A 15,893-nucleotide genomic window follows, 5' to 3' on the forward strand; every position below is an offset into this window, starting at 1 on the left:
GGTGTCTGGGTTTTGCAACCTGATTGCCCCATGTGGTAGTCTTCCCCTAACCGAGGGTCCAGCCCCCTGCCCCTGCCGCGGCTTGACCCTGCCGGGGGTTTGCACGACCTTGACGCGAAATTTGCCACAAAGGATTTGTCTATGTCCCGCTTTTCGACCTCTTCGCTTTGCTTCGCCGTTCCATTGGTTTTCCTGTCCCAGGCCGCGTTGGCCGATCTCACACCGGCGCAGGTTTGGGGTGATTGGCAACAATACATGGAAGGGATGGGGTACAGCGTTCAGGGCCAGCAAAGCGCGAGCGGCAACAACCTGACTGTCAGTGACATTCAACTGGGTTTTGAGATGCCCGATCAGGCCGGGTCGATGACCATGTCGATGGGCACGATTGTTTTCGTTGGGCAAGGTGACGGGTCGGTTGCGGTGGTTATGCCCGAGACCCTGCCAATGGTCATGACCGGGACCGATGGCAGCTCCTCCTCGGCGTTCAAACTGTCGATGGATTACATCCAGACCGGCCATTCCATGATCGTCAGCGGCACCCCGGAAAAAATGAACTATGCCTATTCCGCCGACACCTTCGGCCTCAAGCTTCAGCAGTTGGAAGCAGACGGTGATGTGATCGGGCCGGAAACCGCGCGCTTTGATGTCACCGGCACCGGTCTGGTCAGCAACACCAGCATGACAATTGGTGATTTGAGGGATTATCAACAATCCGGCAGCGTGGCCGGGATTACCTATGATCTGTTTGTCGACAACCCCCAAGAAGGCAACCAAGTCAGCCTGAATGGCAATCTGCAGAATCTTGAGATGTCTGCGGAAGGGGCAATCCCGCTGTTGCTGGAAAAGGCCTCTGACACATCTGCAATGATCAAGGCAGGCTTTGAGATCACCGGCGCGTTCAACGCCGGATCCAGCGCGACCGCGATGCAGGTGACCGATCCGGTGAACGGCGATATGTCCCTGAACACCTCGTCACAGGGCAGCCGGTTGAGCGTTGATCTGGGCGCGGATGGGGTCAGCTACGGCGGCGGGCAGACCAATTTGCAGGTCACGATGAACGTGGCCGACCTGCCCTTCCCGATTGAGCTGAGTATGGCGCAAAGCGCCTTTAACCTCGCCATCCCGGTCAGCAAATCCGACGATCCGCAGGATTTCGCCTTTGGCCTCACCATGGGTGACTTCCAGATGTCCGACCTGATCTGGGGCATCTTTGATCCGGCAGGCCAACTGCCCCGTGATCCGGCCACTTTGGTCATTGATCTGGCCGGCAAGGCCAAGCTTCTGGTTGATTACCTTGATCCCAAGGTCGCCGAAAACATGGGCGCGGATGTTCCGGGTGAGGTGGAAGCGGTCACGATCAATAAACTGCTGCTGGACGCCGTTGGCGCCAAGTTCGAAGCGGACGGTCAGGTGGCACTCGACAATGCCGACAAGACCACCATACCCGGTTTCCCAAAGCCTGTGGGCAGCATTTCCTTTACTCTTGATGGGGCCAATGGCTTGATCGACAAGCTGGTATCCATGGGTCTGATCCCGGCGGATCAAGCGATGATGCCACGAATGATGATGGGGATGATCACTGTGCCAGCGGGCGGTCCTGATCAGTTGAAGTCCAAGATCGACTTTACCGAGGATGGCCAGATCCTCGCCAATGGGCAGCGGATCAAGTAACCTATTCCAAGCACGCGGTTGGTCCCTGACCGCCACTCTTTGCCCCTCCCCTTGTCCTGCCGGATGGGGAGGGTTACCTGTCTTTCCGACCCAAGCCGGAGTGAATTATGTCCCAGCCTCTTGATGCGCTGACCAAATCCCTGTTGCAGGCAGCAAGATCAGCCGGTGCAGACAGCGCCGATGCCAAGGCGATCCGGGCGACATCCGTTTCAGTTGATGTGCGAGCAGGAGTGCTGGAACAGGCAGAGCGATCCGAAGGTATTGATATCGGACTGCGGGTGTTTGTCGGGCAGAGGTCCGCAATTGTCTCCGCCTCTGACACCTCGTCGCGCACCATTGAAGAGATGGCCGAACGGGCCGTTGCCATGGCCAGGGAGGCGCCCGAAGATCCCTATTCCGGGCTGGCGGACGCCGATCAGCTTGCGACCCATTGGAACATTGACGCGTTGGAGCTGGTCGATCCCTCCGCGGAGCCATCACCGCAGGCCCTGCAAGATGATGCCGCAAGGGCCGAAGCCGCGGCACTGGCCGTCAAAGGTGTCAGCCAAGTGCAATCCGCCAGCGCCGGTTATGCCGCCCATGTCACACATTTTGCCACCAGCAATGGATTTGACGCCGGATACAGCCGCACAGATCGCGGGTTATCCTGTGTCGCCATCGCCGGAAGCGGCACCTCCATGGAACGCGACTATGATGGTGATGGCCGGATCTTTCAGTCCGACATGCGCGCACCTGATGATATCGGCAAAACCGCAGGGGAACGGGCTGTGGCGCGGCTGGACGCCCGCAAACCACCCACAGGCGCCTTTCCGGTGCTGTTTGATGAACGGGTTTCCTCTAGTTTGATTGGCCATTTGCTTGGCGCGATCAACGGCTCGTCCATTTCACGTGGCGCATCGTTCCTGCGTGACGCGATGGGAGAGGCCGTTTTGCCCGACCATCTGTCCCTGGTCGAAGATCCACATCGTCCCCGCGCCAGTGGATCACGCCCCTTCGACGGTGAAGGCCTGCCAACAGCGCGGCGTATGATTGTGGAGAACGGGGTTTTGCAAGGCTGGACGCTGGATCTGGCCACGGCCCGCAAGCTGGGCCTCGCTCCAACCGGAAATGCCGCGCGCGGCACATCATCGGGGCCGTCGCCTTCCAACTGGAATATCGAGCTGACCCAAGGCACAGAAAGCCGCGATGATCTGATCCGCGAGATGGGCACAGGGCTCTTGGTGACCTCGATGATCGGCAGCACGATCAACCCCAACACGGGCGATTATTCGCGCGGGGCCGCTGGCCATTGGGTCGAGAACGGAGAGATCACCCATACGATCAATGAATGCACAATTGCGGGCAATCTGCGCGATATGCTGCGCAATATGCGGCCTGCCAATGATGCCCGCACGCATCTGAGCCGTGTCGTGCCATCGCTTTTGGTGCCGGGAATGACCCTTGCCGGCGCGTGATCTGCCCCTATTGATTGATGCGGCCCGCATGGCGGGGCGTGTCGCCACCAGCTTTGCCGGGAAAACTGCGCTGCGCTGGGACAAGCCCGGCAATGCAGGCCCGGTGACAGAGGCCGATCTGGCGGTCAATGATCTGTTGCTGACCAATCTACGGCAGGCGCGACCCGACTATGGCTGGCTGTCCGAAGAAACCGAAGACAACACCGACCGTTTGACCCAAGACCGCGTTTTCATCGTCGATCCCATTGATGGCACACGCAGTTTCATGGAGGGGTCCAGCACCTGGGCCCATGCCATTGCCGTGGCGGAGCAGGGCGTGGTGACTGCAGCCGTGGTCTACCTGCCACTGCGAAACAAGCTCTACTCCGCATCTCTGGGGGGAGGGGCATATCTCAATGGTCAGCCGATACGCGCCACCAAACAACCCAGTCTGGAAAAATCCACGGTTCTGGCCGCCAAACCCGCGTTGCACAGCGGGTTTTGGCGCGGCGGGGCCACGCCGGAGTTTACCCGCAACTACCGCCCATCGCTGGCTTACCGGCTGGCGCTGGTGGCACAGGGGCGGTTTGATGCAATGCTCACGCTGCGGCGCAGTTGGGAATGGGACATTGCTGCAGGGGCGCTGATCGTGGCCGAAGCGGGCGGTGTCTGCTCTGACCAAACCGGCCAGCCGCTGCGCTTCAACAACCCTGATCCGCGGCTCAATGGCGTGGTGGCGGGCGGTGCGCCCTCTCAAATTGCTCTGATCGACGCCCTTGCGTGAGGCCCCGCATCTGATAGGCAGAGATCAATCTACATCCATCAAAGGAAGCATTATGGCACAGCGTCTGCATCTGGTTTTTGGCGGTGAACTGGTGAACCCCAGCGAAAACGTCTTTAAGAATGTCGATGACCTCCACATCGTTGGAATTTTCCCCGACTACGCCACCGCTTATGATGCTTGGAAAAACGAGGCACAGCGTACGGTGGACAACGCGCATATGCGCTATTTCATCGCGCACCTGCACCGGCTGCGCGACGAAGAAGCGGCGGCCTCCTCCACCGAAGAACTGGGCTAATTACCGATGGCGCGGTCACTTGGGCTGACCGCCTATCGGGCCTTGGCCCGTCGGGCAGAGGCACAAACGAAAGAGCCGTTTGCCCCGCGCCCAAAGGGGGAACTGCTTTGGTTGCATGCCGCCGAACCGGGCAATGTGATCGCGCTTCAGGATTTGGCCTTGCGGATGTGCGGCGCACGGATTGGCCTGCATGTTCTGATCACGCTTCCCGATGACGATGCTGCGCCGCCGCCCCTGCAACAGCGTCCTGATGTCACAATCATCCAAACGCCTGCACCCAGTGAACACCCCGCCGCAGTTGCCGCATTTCTGGATCATTGGCGGCCTGATGCCTGTGTTTGGGCATGGGGGGCGCTGCGGCCAAATCTCATTCTGGAGGCAGCCGAACGGCATTGCCCGATGATCTTGGTCGATGCGGACACGCGCGGTTTTGACGGGCGACGGGACCGGTGGTTGCCGGATCTGACAGGGCAGCTTTTGTCGAAATTTGTCGCCGTGATGGCACGCACCGAACCGGCGCGGCGGCGTTTGGTGCAACTGGGCCAGCCGCGCGATCAAATTGACCTGACCGATCCGCTGCTCGCCGGCGGGCAGGCCTTGCCCCATGTGGAGTCCGATTTGTCGGAATTGTCAGCAGCCATTGGCGGACGCCCGGTGTGGTTCGCCGCGCAGGTCTTGCCAAAGGAAGTGCCGGTTGTTCTGTCAGCCCATCGCAAGGCGATGCGGCTGTCACACCGGCTGTTGCTGATCTTGCACCCCGCCACACAGGAAGGTGCAGACCCCGCTGCGGCGCTGGCCGCCGAACGGGATTTTTCAGTGCTCAATTGGGGAAATGACGGTTTTCCCGATGAGTCCACGCAAGTATTGATTGCCGATGACACCCAGGATTTGGGGCTGTTTTTCCGCATTGCCCCTGTCTCATTTCTTGGATCGTCTCTGATTGCGGGCGAAGGCGGCTGCGATCCATTTGATGCTGCGGCGCTTGGCTCTGCGGTGCTTTATGGGCCAAAGGTCCGCCACTTCATGCCATCCTACACGCGGCTGGCGGCGGCGGGCGCGGCGCGGATCGTGAATGATGCCGACGCTTTGGGCACAGCTGTTTCCCGGCTGATTGCCCCTGATCAGGCTGCCGCGATGGCCCATGCCGGTTGGGATGTGATCAGCAAAGGCGCGGCAGTGACGGACAAGATTACCGACCTGATCCAGGATATTCTGGACACAAGAGAGGCAGGCAAATGACCCGAGCACCGGATTTTTGGCACAAACCCAAACCGGATCTTCGGGCGCAGCTGCTGCGCCCCTTGGGTGCCCTTTATGCGATGGCGACGGCCCGCAGATTGGCACAGGGCGCGCGTGAGCGTTTGGACATTCCGGTAATCTGTATTGGAAATATCAATGCAGGCGGCACAGGCAAAACCCCGACAGTTATGGCCGTGGTGGAACACTTGCGCGGGTTGTTCCACGAACCGCACATCGTTTCGCGCGGGTATGGTGGCACGTTGGAAGGGCCCGTGCAGGTTGATCCCGCGCGGCACAGGGCGGTGGATGTCGGGGATGAACCGTTGCTCTTGTCCGCCTTTGCTGAAGTTTGGGTGGCCAAGGATCGCGCTGCCGGGGCGCGGGCGGCGCAAAAGGCGGGCGCGAGTGTTATTGTACTGGATGACGGCTTTCAAAATCCGGCGCTGCATTACGATCTGAGCGTGGTGGTGGTGGATGCGGCCAAGGGGTTTGGCAACGGCTTGTGCCTGCCTGCCGGGCCGCTACGCGAACCTGCGGCGGTTGGGTTGGCGCGGGCTGATCTGCTGTTGTCGATTGGGGATGCGGCCGCGCAGTCAGAGTTTGATACCGCCGCGTTGCCCAGCGCACCGCCGCATGTACAGGCCGCACTTGCACCTTTGCAAACCGGCATGGATTGGACGGACACCAAGGCGCTGGCCTTTGCCGGGATCGGCCATCCGGAGAAGTTTTTTGCCACCCTGCGGGGCCTTGGCGCACAGATCGTGCATGCCGAGGCGCTGGATGATCATCAGCCTTTGACGCCTGCGCTGATGACCCGGCTGGAGGCGGATGCAAAGGCCAGAGGCGCACAGCTGGTGACGACAGAGAAAGATGCGGTGCGCCTGCCCGCGAATTTTCGCAGCAAGGTGATCACATTGCCGGTGCGGTTGTCCCTTCCAGAGGGCAATGCCTTGTTCAAAGCGTTGGACCAACTGCCCAAGCCTGCGTAGTTCGGAAAATCTGACGTATCCGGATCAGTCGTCCTCGCCCAGTTTCGGCGCCGGACGGTGGAGCGCCAGATCTGCCCCTGAAAAGGTAAACGGGGATCGCAACCCCGGCACGCCGTCCAGTTCTATCTGCATACCCCGTGCCACCACTTGCGGATCGGCCATCACATCGGACAGATCATTGATCGGCCCGGCCGGAACATTATGCGCCTCGCAATCGGCCAGCAGATCATCACGACTGCGCTTTGACGTGGCTTCATTCAAGCGCCGGATCATCTCTGGCCGGTTCGCCACGCGATCGGCATTCTTGGTGTAATCAGGCGAGGTTGCCATATCCTCAAGCCCCAGCAACCGGCAAAGACGTTGAAACTGACCGTCATTGCCCGTTGCGATGATCAGGTGGCCGTCACTGCTTTCGAAGACTTCATAGGGGGTCAGATTGGGATGGGCGTTGCCCATACGCCCCGGCGCATTGCCGGTCAGCATGTAGTTCATCGCCTGATTGCCCATGATCGCCACGGCACAATCAAGCAATGCCATGTCGATATGCTGGCCTTTGCCGGTCTGACTGCGCTGATGCACTGCCGCAAGGATCGCGGTCGTGGCATAGATCCCCGTGAAGATATCGGTGATCGCCATCCCGGATTTCTGCGGCTGGCGGTCCGGCTCTCCGGTGATCGACATCAGTCCGGACATGCCTTGAATGATAAAATCATAGCCTGCGCGGTGCGCATAGGGGCCGGTGTGGCCAAAGCCGGTGATGGAGCAATAGATCAGCCCCGGAAATTCATCCTTCAGGCTGCCATAGTCGAGGCCATATTTGGCCAATCCGCCGGTCTTGAAATTCTCGATCAGAATGTCCGCATCGCGCAGCAACTCCCTGACCTTCGCCTGCCCTTCCGCGGTGCGAAAATCTGCGGTGACAGAAGCCTTTCCGCGATTGGCCGAATGGAAATACCCTGCGCTGACATCCTCATCACGGGTGACGAAGGGCGGGCCCCATTGGCGGGTGTCATCGCCAGCGGGGCTTTCGACCTTGATCACATCGCACCCAAGGTCAGACAGCGTCTGACCGGCCCAGGGGCCAGCCAGAACGCGGGCCAGTTCAACAACCTTCAGCCCTTGCAGCGGTGCGGTCATTAGCCGGCCAGCTCTGTTTCAATGATGTCTTTGAGCTTGTCATAGGCCATGTTGCTGTACTTGGTCCCGTTGATGATAAAGCTGGGCGTGCTGTCGATATCATCGGCTTTGCCATTTTCCTGATACCATGCGTAGAGTGTCTCGGCCTGTTTGCCGTCCTGCAGGCACGCTTCGATGGTGTCGCTGTCCAATCCGGCCAGGCGCCCGATTTTGCGCAGCTCTTCCACAATCGCGGCGGGATCACCCGCGCGGGCCCAGGTGGACTGGCTCTTGTAGATCAGATCGACAATGCCAAAGAACTTTTCCTCGCCGCCGCAACGGGCGATCAAAGACGCCCAGATACCCGGACGGTCAAAATAGACCTCGCGGTAGACAAACTTGATCTTGCCGGTGTCGATATAGTCCGACTTGAGCTTCTTGAACGTACCTTCGTGGAAGGCCGCGCAATGCGGGCAGGTGAAGGAGGCATATTCCGTGATGGTCACAGCCGCATCCGGGTTGCCCAGCACCATGTCCGGCACGCTGGATGTGTCCACATCGCCACTGGTTTGCGCATTTGCGGCATTGGCCAGCGGGTTCACGGGGGTGGACCCACTGCGCGGATTGCTGGTCAGATACCAGCCGCCCACTCCCACAACGGCCAAGGCGCCAAGGATCATATTTCTGCGGTTCATGTCGTTTCCTTTGTCAGCTCTTCAGCGTTTGTTCTTGTTCAATATGTTCTCGCCCAGCCGCGCAAGGGCCTCGCGCAGACCATCGTCCGATACTGGGCCCACTGTCGCCGCCGCTTTTTGCCGCAGCGCGGGGTCAGGTTCGGGGGGCTGTGCCTTGGGTTTTTGATGGGAAAAATCCACCTTGCCTTCGGCAAAGCCGGTGGCGGCGGTTTGGGTGATCCGCACGCGGGCAATGGCGTTGTAGCCATAGATCGCGTTCACCTTCTGGCGCAGTTTTTCCTTCTGCATTTCCAGCATCGGCGCATTGGCCCCGGTTGTCAGCAAGGTCAATGTCGCACCCATTCCGCCCCGGCCATAGCCAACCTCTACCGGACGGGCGATGGCGGCAATATCTTCGCCCGCAATTTCGGCCCATTGGGTCAGCAGGCGTGATTGGGCAAAGCCACGGGTCTCGCTGGCACGGCGGATCTGGTCGGTCAGCAGGCTGTCCGTCCGTTTGAACCCTTTTGTACTGGCGCGCCGTGGCGGCATGACTATGTTTCCCTTTGGATCGGGTTCAACATAATGGTTTGCCCCCGTATCACCAGCCCAGAGCGACAGCGGAGCCATAAAGAATGCGTGAAACAGACCAGACAGGCGATCTGCCGCGCATCTTGCTGGATTGGTATGATGTACATGCCCGCCAGATGCCGTGGCGGGTGGCGCCAGCGGATCGCAAGGCGGGCCAACTGCCCGATCCCTATCACGTCTGGATGAGCGAGATCATGTTGCAGCAGACCACTGTTGCGGCGGTGCGGGACTATTTCACCCGTTTTGTCACCCGCTGGCCCAAAGTGGCGGATCTGGCGGGTGCCGAGGATGCCGAAGTGATGGGGGAATGGGCCGGACTTGGCTATTATGCCCGCGCCCGGAACCTGTTGAAATGCGCAAGGGTGGTGGTTGCAGACCATGATGGCGCCTTTCCGGCAGATCATGATGCCTTGCTGAAACTTCCGGGGATTGGCCCCTACACCGCCGCAGCGGTATCCTCGATAGCGTTTGACGCGCCGCGCACCGTTCTGGATGGAAACGTTGAGCGGGTGATGGCCCGGCTTTACGATATTCACACACCGCTGCCTGCCGCCAAACCTGAGCTGATGGCGCTTGCCGAAACTCTGACGCCGCAAAACCGGCCGGGTGATTATGCCCAAGCCGTAATGGACCTTGGCGCAACGATCTGTAGCCCCAAATCGCCCGCCTGCGGCATTTGCCCATGGCGCGACCCCTGCCTGTCACGAGCACGGGGCACGGCGGCGGGACTGCCAAAGAAAACCCCGAAAAAGCCCAAACCTGTGCGGCACGGAACTGTCTATCTCGCACGAAGGGCCGATGGGGCGTGGCTGCTGGAAACCCGTCCGGACAAGGGGTTGCTGGGCGGGATGCTTGGCTGGCCAGGATCGGAATGGCTGGACGTGGACAAAGATCGACCATTGGGCGTGCCTCCCGTGCAGGGTGATTGGCGGCCCATTGACGGCGAAGTGCGCCATACCTTTACCCATTTCCACCTGATGTTGAGCGTTCAAGTCGGCGCTGTTGCCGCCGATGCCGAACCCAGCGTCGGCACCTTTGTCCCGCCTGCAAATTTCCGGCCTTCCGATCTGCCAACGGTCATGCGCAAGGCGTTCGATTTGTCGCGCAAATAGCGCGGCGTCAGTGTTTGAGAGGGCCGCCGTTTACGGTATATCAACCTCGAACACGCCACAAAGCCGGCAGGAGCCCCGATGCCAAACACCATTATCGCACCGCAAGACCTGGCGCGGCTGTCCCGCGCCCTTCCGTTCTGGTTGTCCCTTGGCCTGATCCCGCTGACCTGGATCTGCGCAGTGGTGGGCGGCTGGTCGATTGCACTTTTGCCGATTGTGACGTGGTTCTTGTTTTCGCTGCTGGATGCGGTGCTGGGTCTGGACCTCGACAATGCCGATCTTGAGGCGGCCGATGAGGATTTGTTCTGGTATCGCCTGATCACGCTGATCTGGGTGCCCGCGCAGACCGTGACGGTTTTTGGCCTGATCTATTATGTGCCGCAGGCCGAGCATCTGGGCACGGCAGAACGGGTGTTTCTGTTCATGGGGGTTGGGGTCGTAACCGGCACCATCGGGATCAACTACAGCCACGAACTGATGCACCAGAAAAACAATCTGGAACGTTGGTGGGCGGATATCCTGCTGGCGATGGTGCTCTATTCACATTTCCGGTCCGAACATCTTTTGGTGCATCACCGCTATGTCGCAACGCCCCGTGATCCGGTAACCGCGAGATACAATGAGGGGTTTCACAGGTTTTATCCGCGCGTTTTGCGGCAATCGCTTGTTTCGGCCTTTCGGGCGGAGGCGCAGATGCTGGCGCGCAAAGACCTGCCTTGGACCGACCGCCGCAATCCGTTCTTTCGCTATTGGGCGTTGCAAGGCGGGTTCTTACTGTTGGCGCTGATCCTTGGCGGCATGACGGGTCTGCTGTTGTTTGTGGTTCAGGCGGGCGTCGCCATCTGGCAGCTTGAGCTGGTCAATTACATTGAACACTATGGGCTGACGCGCAAACATCTGGGCGAGGGCAAATACGAACATGTGCAGCCGCGCCATTCGTGGAATGCGGCGCACCGGGCGTCAAACTGGCTACTGATCAATCTACAGCGGCATTCCGATCACCACTACAAGCCTGACCGCCGCTTTCCAGTGTTGCAGACCTACGGCACCGATCAGGCACCGCAACTGCCCTATGGCTATCCGGTGATGACCATGGCCGCGATGGTGCCGCCCTTGTTCAAGCGGATCATGAACCCCCGCGTGCGCAATTGGCGCGAGATGTACTATCCTGAAATCACCGATTGGCACGACTACAACAAGCGCCGCACCCCGATGCCCCGCTGAGCTGTCCGAACGCTTTCTTAAGACTTGTCTGCCATCCCTGTGACATCAGCCGTCACCGGGGGGTGTCATGCAAACCAACATGCGATCTAGGTCCAAACCATCAGGCACCTGCCTGATTATTGAAGACAGCGAATTTGACCGGGAACGTCTGACCCGGATCATCGGAAAGTCCCACCATGATCTGCAGGTGGAAGTGGCCGCAACCCTGCGGTCTGCACGCGTTGCGCTCAGCCGACAGCAGATCACACTGATCCTACTCGACAACAATCTACCTGACGGGCTGGGTGCGAATTTCGTTTTGGAACTGGCCGAAGACCCCATGCTTGCACAGATCCCCATCATAATGGTCAGTGACTGGCCCTCGCCCTTTATGTGGGAAAAGGCGCATTCGGCGGGCGTGGCCTATGTCCTGTCGAAAACAGAATTTGACGGCCGCTACATTCACGCGGTGATGTCACCCATCGGCACGGGATCAAGGATCAGGGCCCAACAGACCGCCAACTGATCCACCCGGCGTTTTGCGTTGCGGGTCGCGCCAGTGCGGATTGGGTTCGCATTCGCACGGCAAGGCCCGCCAAACAGACCTAATCTGCAAGAAAACCGCAGGAGGGGTCTATGCGCGGAAGTTGTCTTTGTGGTCTCGTTGAATACGAAATATCGGGGTCGCCCCGTCCGGTTGTCGGGTGCCATTGTACGCAGTGCCGGAAATCTTCGGGGCATTACGTTGCCGCCACCCAAACGGCCAAATCCAGTATCACCATCACCGGACAGGACCACCTGACCTGGTTCAAATCGTCAGAAACCGCGCGTCGCGGGTTTTGTGGTACATGCGGCAGCCAGATGTTCTGGACCGAAGAGACCAGTGAAAACATTTCGGTCATGGCCGGGTCCATTGACGGGGCCAGCGGTTTGTCGATGGACCGTCAACTTTATCCCGATGACAAGGGCGACTATTATCCGCTGCCGGACGTGGCCGTCGTGGATCAATCCACGCTCAAATAAAAAAGCCCCGCCAAAAGGCGGGGCAAGGTGAGTGCCCTTCAGGGCGATCCTTCGGCAAGAAGGTCGCGGGCACCGGCGGTGTTCGATTGTTTGGGTGTTTAGTTGGCCATCTCGGCGCGGATCTGTTGGCGCAGAAGGTCAATCGGCACACGTTTGCCGTCCTTCTTGAAGCACCAATACGTCCAGCCATTGCAGCTTGGCGCTTTTTCATACGCCGCGCCGACCTGATGAATAGAACCTTTCACGTCGCTTCCGATCAATGTGCCATCGGCACGGACCTTGGCCTTGTGGCGGCCGTTGAGGGAATAGAGTTCCTCTCCCGGACGCAACATGCCGCGTTCGACCAATTGGCCGAATGGCACGCGCGGTTCTGCGCGTTTTGATGTTGTTGTTTGCAGGGCTTCGCGGTCAAATTTGCGCACCTTGCTGATGCGTTTTGCCGCTACCTTGCGATAGCTTTCCTCGCGCTCCAGACCAATGAAATCACGGCCCAGCATCTTGGCCACAGCACCCGTGGTGCCAGTGCCAAAAAACGGATCAAGAATAACGTCACCGGGATTGGTGGAGCCCACCAGAATGCGGTGCAGCAGGCTTTCGGGCTTTTGTGTTGGATGGGCCTTGTCGCCGTTGTCATCCTTCAGCCGCTCGTGGCCGGTGCAGATCGGCAGCACCCAGTCACTGCGCATTTGAATGCCTTCGTTGAGCGCCTTCAGCGCCTCGTAGTTGAAGGTGTATTTGCTGTTTTCGTCCTTACCGGCCCAAATCATTGTTTCATGAGCATTGGTAAAGCGTTTGCCGCGGAAGTTGGGCATCGGGTTGGACTTGCGCCACACCACATCGTTGAGAATCCAGAACCCCTGATCCTGAAGCGCCGCGCCAACACGGAATATGTTGTGATAACTGCCAATGACCCAAATCGCGCCATTTGGTTTGAGCAAACGCCGCGCTGCCTTGAGCCATGCACGGGTGAATTCATCATAGGCTTTGAAGCTTGCGAACTGATCCCATTCATCGTCAACGGCATCGACCTTGGAGTTGTCGGGCCGGTGCAGATCGCCGCGCAATTGCAGGTTATAGGGCGGGTCAGCAAAAATCAGATCAACGCTGCATTCCGGCAATGCGTTCATCAGATCTATGCAGTCACCCGCAAGAATTTCGTTCAAGGGAAGCGCTGTTGCGCCCTTTGTCATTGTCTTCATCATACTGCCTCTGTCCGCGGTGCTTTTGCACTCTGTGGTTGGTGACAGGATGACCCCAAGGCGATTCGCGGTCAAATTCTTTTTTGAATCAATCAGTTAAGTTTTATTCTTGATACAAGATATTGTGGACCGGTTTGAACGAACGTCTATGGTGTGGGGTGACACCAAGTTTTTGCAGCGCATCCATGTGCTTTTTTGAGCCATATCCCATGTTGGTTTCCCATCCATAACCGGGATGCTGTTGCGCCAATGACAACATGACACAATCCCGACAAATTTTTGCCATAATTGAAGCCGCTGAAATCGACTGCGAGAGGCTGTCGCCTTTGACAATTGTCTGGGATGGAAGATTCAAACCGTGCGGGATCATATTGCCGTCAATCAGGGCATAATCCGCAGGCGTCTTGAGCCCGTCCAGCGCCCGGATCATCGCGATGTGGCTGGCCCGCAGGATATTGTGTTCGTCAATCTCTTCGACAGTGGCATGGGCAATCGACACATCCGCCACCTGCAAGATCTCGTCATAAAGACGTGCGCGGGCTTTCTTCGACAATTTTTTTGAATCGTTCAGCCCATCCGGAATTTGCGCTGGGTCCAGTACCACCGCAGCGGCGGTCACAGGACCGGCAAGCGGTCCGCGTCCCACCTCGTCTACGCCTGCGATACGGCTGTATCCTTGTGCCAAGGCGGCACGCTCAAATGAAAAATCAGGTGTCATGGCACACCCAAACCGCAAGACAGCCCGAACCACAAGGGCCGGGCTGTCTGCAACAGTTTACTCGTTACTGTTTTTGAAGGCGGAAGACTGCCCGAACACTCTCCCGCCTCCAACCGGCGGCACGGGGGCGCGCCACCGGCCCGGGCACGCAGTTACCTGCGGGCCAAGCGGTATCCCCGATCCCGCAGACAGCGGGCTTCATATCCGCGGCGGTTGCCGCGCGGGGTGTCAAACACATAGAGACATTGACGGGGCAGGCGGTTCACGAAGTCATAGCTGTTCTTCAGGCAGCGGCGGCCAAACATCCGCACTTTGCCTTGCCCTGTCCGGTAGCTGCGGAAGCACTCTCCCGGCAGCAGCTTGCGATCCACCCGGCGCGGCAGCGGGCGCGGCTTTGGCTGATAGCGCGGCGGCTTGTAGCTGGGTTGATTGTATTGCGGCACGTGGTTCTTCGTAACGTGCTTCTTCTCGTAGTGATGTGCTTTTTTGTCTTTCTTGTTGTCGTGAATGATCTTACCCACAATCGCGATACCCAACAGGGCGGCCAGGGCGCGGGCGGCGTCGTCATTGTCTGCGCGGGCAGGCATGGCCCCAAATGCGGTAATGGCAATCGACGCGGCGGCGATAGTGGCGATAAATCTGCGGTACATGGGTCTGATCCTTTCTTCAGGTCTGCGCGGGAACCCCGTGCAAGAGCGGGATGGAGGGATGCTCTGACCTCAGGGTGGGCCAGCCCCTTTGAGACAGGCAATAACAGCGGGGTGTTATCCGATATCATCGCAGCTCAATCGCCTTGGATATTGAATAACGCCCTGCAAAAGCGCAGGAAGGTGTCATGAAACACGCCATTATCTCTTTTGCCCTCGCCTTTGCGATTGGCCTTGCGCAGCCCGCCTCGGCTGCGGATTGCTATGCTGATTACAAGGCCAAACAGGACAATCCCCTGCGCCTGCATTACGGTGTCGCGCAGATCAACGGTGCATGTACTCCGGCAGGAGCTGCATCAGAATTGGCCACCAGATTGGCACAGCAAGGTTGGACCTTGCTGAATGTTCTGGGGGTATTTGGCCCCGATGGATTGGCGGAAAGGAAAGACAGTGCCGGATCAAACTACCTCCGCTTCTGATATGCGCCGCTTTGGCGGGCGATTTGTAGGCGGCGGCATCGCGGCTATTGTTGCCCTCCTGTTGCTTGGCGCGGTTTTGCTGTTCTGGGCTTTGCCGGATGCAAACCAGTTCAATGCGCAGGTGGAACGGATCTTTGTTGAAAATGACGATCTGACCAGCGGTGCCGAGATCAAACTGCTGGAGATTCTCGCGCAATCCGGCACGGCTTTTTCCGATACGTTGAACAGCTACCGCGTGGTGATCTTTGTGCTGCTGGTCTTTGCCAGTGCGATGCTGATCGCGGCGCTGGTTTTTCTGGTTCTGCTCATCGGGTTCAACCGCCGCATGGCACAGATTGAGCGGGCGGGCATTCAGGTCAATTCCCTGCTGATCAGCCGTGAAGAGAACACCGTCTATCTCAACAACTTTGGCTTCAAACTGACCGGCGCGGCGATGGAAACCCTTTCCGTGCTGGCCGAGGCGCGAATGGATGATGAGGTCATGTCGGGCTCTGAAATCGAAGGCGTGATATCGGGCCGCAGCGCCGCAGATTGCGACGAGGCCGCAGGGGCAACCCGCATCAAACGGCTGCGCGATACCTTGGGCAATCAACTGGTGTCAGAGCTGTTGGTCAAGAACATCGCACGGCGCGGCTATATGTTGGCCATCGACAAAGACGTGATCAAGGTGATCTGAAAGGCGTTCTGCAAACCTCCGAGCACATCAAAAATTGGTACATT

At 58.8% G+C, this 15,893-nt stretch carries 18 protein-coding genes; 12 read left to right on the top strand and 6 right to left on the bottom strand.

The window, feature by feature from the left end; all coding sequences use genetic code 11:
- The first annotated feature begins 141 nt into the window (after positions 1 to 141).
- From K3754_RS18080 to lpxK, 6 genes are all read left to right on the top strand, one after another.
- Positions 142 to 1,671, top strand: coding sequence for a hypothetical protein (locus K3754_RS18080; protein ID WP_259939164.1), 1,530 nt, complete (start codon positions 142 to 144; stop codon positions 1,669 to 1,671).
- 107 nt (positions 1,672 to 1,778) lie between these two features.
- Complete coding sequence (locus tag K3754_RS18085) at positions 1,779 to 3,125, top strand: TldD/PmbA family protein (RefSeq protein WP_259939166.1); 1,347 nt, start codon at positions 1,779 to 1,781, stop codon at positions 3,123 to 3,125.
- Positions 3,112 to 3,888: a 3'(2'),5'-bisphosphate nucleotidase CysQ gene (locus K3754_RS18090; protein ID WP_259939171.1), complete on the top strand. Its 777-nt coding sequence runs from the start codon at positions 3,112 to 3,114 to the stop codon at positions 3,886 to 3,888. The genes K3754_RS18085 and K3754_RS18090 overlap by 14 nt, the downstream gene beginning before the upstream one ends.
- Positions 3,889 to 3,940: 52 nt before the next feature.
- Positions 3,941 to 4,183, top strand: a complete 243-nt coding sequence (locus K3754_RS18095; protein ID WP_025049397.1) for a DUF4170 domain-containing protein — start codon at positions 3,941 to 3,943, stop codon at positions 4,181 to 4,183.
- Positions 4,184 to 4,189: 6 nt separating this feature from the next.
- Positions 4,190 to 5,422, top strand: a complete 1,233-nt coding sequence (locus tag K3754_RS18100) for a 3-deoxy-D-manno-octulosonic acid transferase (protein ID WP_259939176.1) — start codon at positions 4,190 to 4,192, stop codon at positions 5,420 to 5,422.
- A complete protein-coding gene (gene lpxK, locus K3754_RS18105) occupies positions 5,419 to 6,411 on the top strand; it encodes a tetraacyldisaccharide 4'-kinase (protein WP_259939178.1) in 993 nt (330 codons plus the stop codon). The genes K3754_RS18100 and lpxK overlap by 4 nt, the downstream gene beginning before the upstream one ends.
- A gap of 24 nt (positions 6,412 to 6,435) precedes the next feature.
- Here lpxK and K3754_RS18110 read toward each other — a convergent pair whose 3' ends face one another.
- The 3 genes from K3754_RS18110 to K3754_RS18120 are packed head-to-tail and all read right to left on the bottom strand — an operon-like array spanning position 6,436 to position 8,753.
- Positions 6,436 to 7,548, bottom strand: coding sequence for a CaiB/BaiF CoA-transferase family protein (locus tag K3754_RS18110; RefSeq protein ID WP_259939180.1), 1,113 nt, complete (start codon positions 7,546 to 7,548; stop codon positions 6,436 to 6,438).
- Entirely contained in the window at positions 7,548 to 8,222 is a 675-nt protein-coding gene (locus K3754_RS18115) for a DsbA family protein (protein WP_259939182.1), read from the bottom strand. The genes K3754_RS18110 and K3754_RS18115 overlap by 1 nt, the downstream gene beginning before the upstream one ends.
- 21 nt (positions 8,223 to 8,243) lie before the next feature.
- Positions 8,244 to 8,753, bottom strand: a complete 510-nt coding sequence (locus K3754_RS18120; RefSeq protein ID WP_259939184.1) for a DUF721 domain-containing protein — start codon at positions 8,751 to 8,753, stop codon at positions 8,244 to 8,246.
- 83 nt (positions 8,754 to 8,836) lie between these two features.
- On the opposite strand from K3754_RS18120, the gene K3754_RS18125 reads away from it, so the two are divergent.
- The 4 genes from K3754_RS18125 (at position 8,837) to K3754_RS18140 (ending at position 12,130) form a co-directional block, all read left to right on the top strand.
- A complete protein-coding gene (locus K3754_RS18125; protein WP_259939186.1) occupies positions 8,837 to 9,904 on the top strand; it encodes an A/G-specific adenine glycosylase in 1,068 nt (355 codons plus the stop codon).
- A 78-nt stretch (positions 9,905 to 9,982) separates the two neighbouring features.
- Positions 9,983 to 11,128 carry an alkane 1-monooxygenase gene (locus K3754_RS18130; RefSeq protein WP_259939189.1) on the top strand — a complete coding sequence of 382 codons (1,146 nt, stop codon included), beginning with the start codon at positions 9,983 to 9,985 and terminating at the stop codon, positions 11,126 to 11,128.
- Between the two features lie 67 nt (positions 11,129 to 11,195).
- Positions 11,196 to 11,633: a response regulator gene (locus K3754_RS18135; RefSeq protein ID WP_231024177.1), complete on the top strand. Its 438-nt coding sequence runs from the start codon at positions 11,196 to 11,198 to the stop codon at positions 11,631 to 11,633.
- A gap of 110 nt (positions 11,634 to 11,743) precedes the next feature.
- On the top strand, positions 11,744 to 12,130 hold the full coding sequence (locus K3754_RS18140) for a GFA family protein (protein ID WP_259939191.1): 387 nt from the start codon (positions 11,744 to 11,746) through the stop codon (positions 12,128 to 12,130).
- 98 nt (positions 12,131 to 12,228) lie between these two features.
- On the opposite strand, the gene K3754_RS18145 is transcribed toward K3754_RS18140, so the two are convergent.
- The 3 genes from K3754_RS18145 to K3754_RS18155 form a co-directional block, all read right to left on the bottom strand.
- Entirely contained in the window at positions 12,229 to 13,332 is a 1,104-nt protein-coding gene (locus K3754_RS18145; protein WP_409202361.1) for a site-specific DNA-methyltransferase, read from the bottom strand.
- Between the two features lie 100 nt (positions 13,333 to 13,432).
- On the bottom strand, positions 13,433 to 14,047 hold the full coding sequence (locus tag K3754_RS18150; protein WP_259939195.1) for a ribonuclease HII: 615 nt from the start codon (positions 14,045 to 14,047) through the stop codon (positions 13,433 to 13,435).
- A 152-nt stretch (positions 14,048 to 14,199) separates the two neighbouring features.
- A complete protein-coding gene (locus K3754_RS18155; RefSeq protein ID WP_259939197.1) occupies positions 14,200 to 14,697 on the bottom strand; it encodes a hypothetical protein in 498 nt (165 codons plus the stop codon).
- Positions 14,698 to 14,882: 185 nt separating this feature from the next.
- Between K3754_RS18155 and K3754_RS18160 the strand changes: the two genes are divergently transcribed.
- Positions 14,883 to 15,173 carry a hypothetical protein gene (locus K3754_RS18160; protein WP_203209750.1) on the top strand — a complete coding sequence of 97 codons (291 nt, stop codon included), beginning with the start codon at positions 14,883 to 14,885 and terminating at the stop codon, positions 15,171 to 15,173.
- Between the two features lies 1 nt (position 15,174).
- A complete protein-coding gene (locus K3754_RS18165) occupies positions 15,175 to 15,849 on the top strand; it encodes a response regulator transcription factor (protein WP_037918829.1) in 675 nt (224 codons plus the stop codon).
- The last annotated feature ends 44 nt before the right edge of the window (positions 15,850 to 15,893 follow it).

This window comes from Sulfitobacter sp. M368 (assembly GCF_025141875.1).
Lineage (GTDB): Bacteria > Pseudomonadota > Alphaproteobacteria > Rhodobacterales > Rhodobacteraceae > Sulfitobacter > Sulfitobacter mediterraneus_A.

Excerpts from the sequence above, each read along its gene's own strand:
- K3754_RS18080 (WP_259939164.1), top strand. The coding sequence starts at position 142 with ATGTCCCGCTTTTCGACCTCTTCGCTTTGCTTCGCCGTTCCATTGGTT.
- K3754_RS18085 (WP_259939166.1), top strand. The coding sequence starts at position 1,779 with ATGTCCCAGCCTCTTGATGCGCTGACCAAATCCCTGTTGCAGGCAGCA.
- K3754_RS18095 (WP_025049397.1), top strand. The coding sequence starts at position 3,941 with ATGGCACAGCGTCTGCATCTGGTTTTTGGCGGTGAACTGGTGAACCCC.
- K3754_RS18100 (WP_259939176.1), top strand. The coding sequence starts at position 4,190 with ATGGCGCGGTCACTTGGGCTGACCGCCTATCGGGCCTTGGCCCGTCGG.
- lpxK (WP_259939178.1), top strand. The coding sequence starts at position 5,419 with ATGACCCGAGCACCGGATTTTTGGCACAAACCCAAACCGGATCTTCGG.
- K3754_RS18110 (WP_259939180.1), bottom strand. The coding sequence starts at position 7,548 with ATGACCGCACCGCTGCAAGGGCTGAAGGTTGTTGAACTGGCCCGCGTT.
- K3754_RS18115 (WP_259939182.1), bottom strand. The coding sequence starts at position 8,222 with ATGAACCGCAGAAATATGATCCTTGGCGCCTTGGCCGTTGTGGGAGTG.
- K3754_RS18120 (WP_259939184.1), bottom strand. The coding sequence starts at position 8,753 with ATGCCGCCACGGCGCGCCAGTACAAAAGGGTTCAAACGGACGGACAGC.
- K3754_RS18125 (WP_259939186.1), top strand. The coding sequence starts at position 8,837 with ATGCGTGAAACAGACCAGACAGGCGATCTGCCGCGCATCTTGCTGGAT.
- K3754_RS18130 (WP_259939189.1), top strand. The coding sequence starts at position 9,983 with ATGCCAAACACCATTATCGCACCGCAAGACCTGGCGCGGCTGTCCCGC.
- K3754_RS18135 (WP_231024177.1), top strand. The coding sequence starts at position 11,196 with ATGCAAACCAACATGCGATCTAGGTCCAAACCATCAGGCACCTGCCTG.
- K3754_RS18140 (WP_259939191.1), top strand. The coding sequence starts at position 11,744 with ATGCGCGGAAGTTGTCTTTGTGGTCTCGTTGAATACGAAATATCGGGG.
- K3754_RS18145 (WP_409202361.1), bottom strand. The coding sequence starts at position 13,332 with ATGATGAAGACAATGACAAAGGGCGCAACAGCGCTTCCCTTGAACGAA.
- K3754_RS18150 (WP_259939195.1), bottom strand. The coding sequence starts at position 14,047 with ATGACACCTGATTTTTCATTTGAGCGTGCCGCCTTGGCACAAGGATAC.
- K3754_RS18155 (WP_259939197.1), bottom strand. The coding sequence starts at position 14,697 with ATGTACCGCAGATTTATCGCCACTATCGCCGCCGCGTCGATTGCCATT.
- K3754_RS18160 (WP_203209750.1), top strand. The coding sequence starts at position 14,883 with ATGAAACACGCCATTATCTCTTTTGCCCTCGCCTTTGCGATTGGCCTT.
- K3754_RS18165 (WP_037918829.1), top strand. The coding sequence starts at position 15,175 with ATGCGCCGCTTTGGCGGGCGATTTGTAGGCGGCGGCATCGCGGCTATT.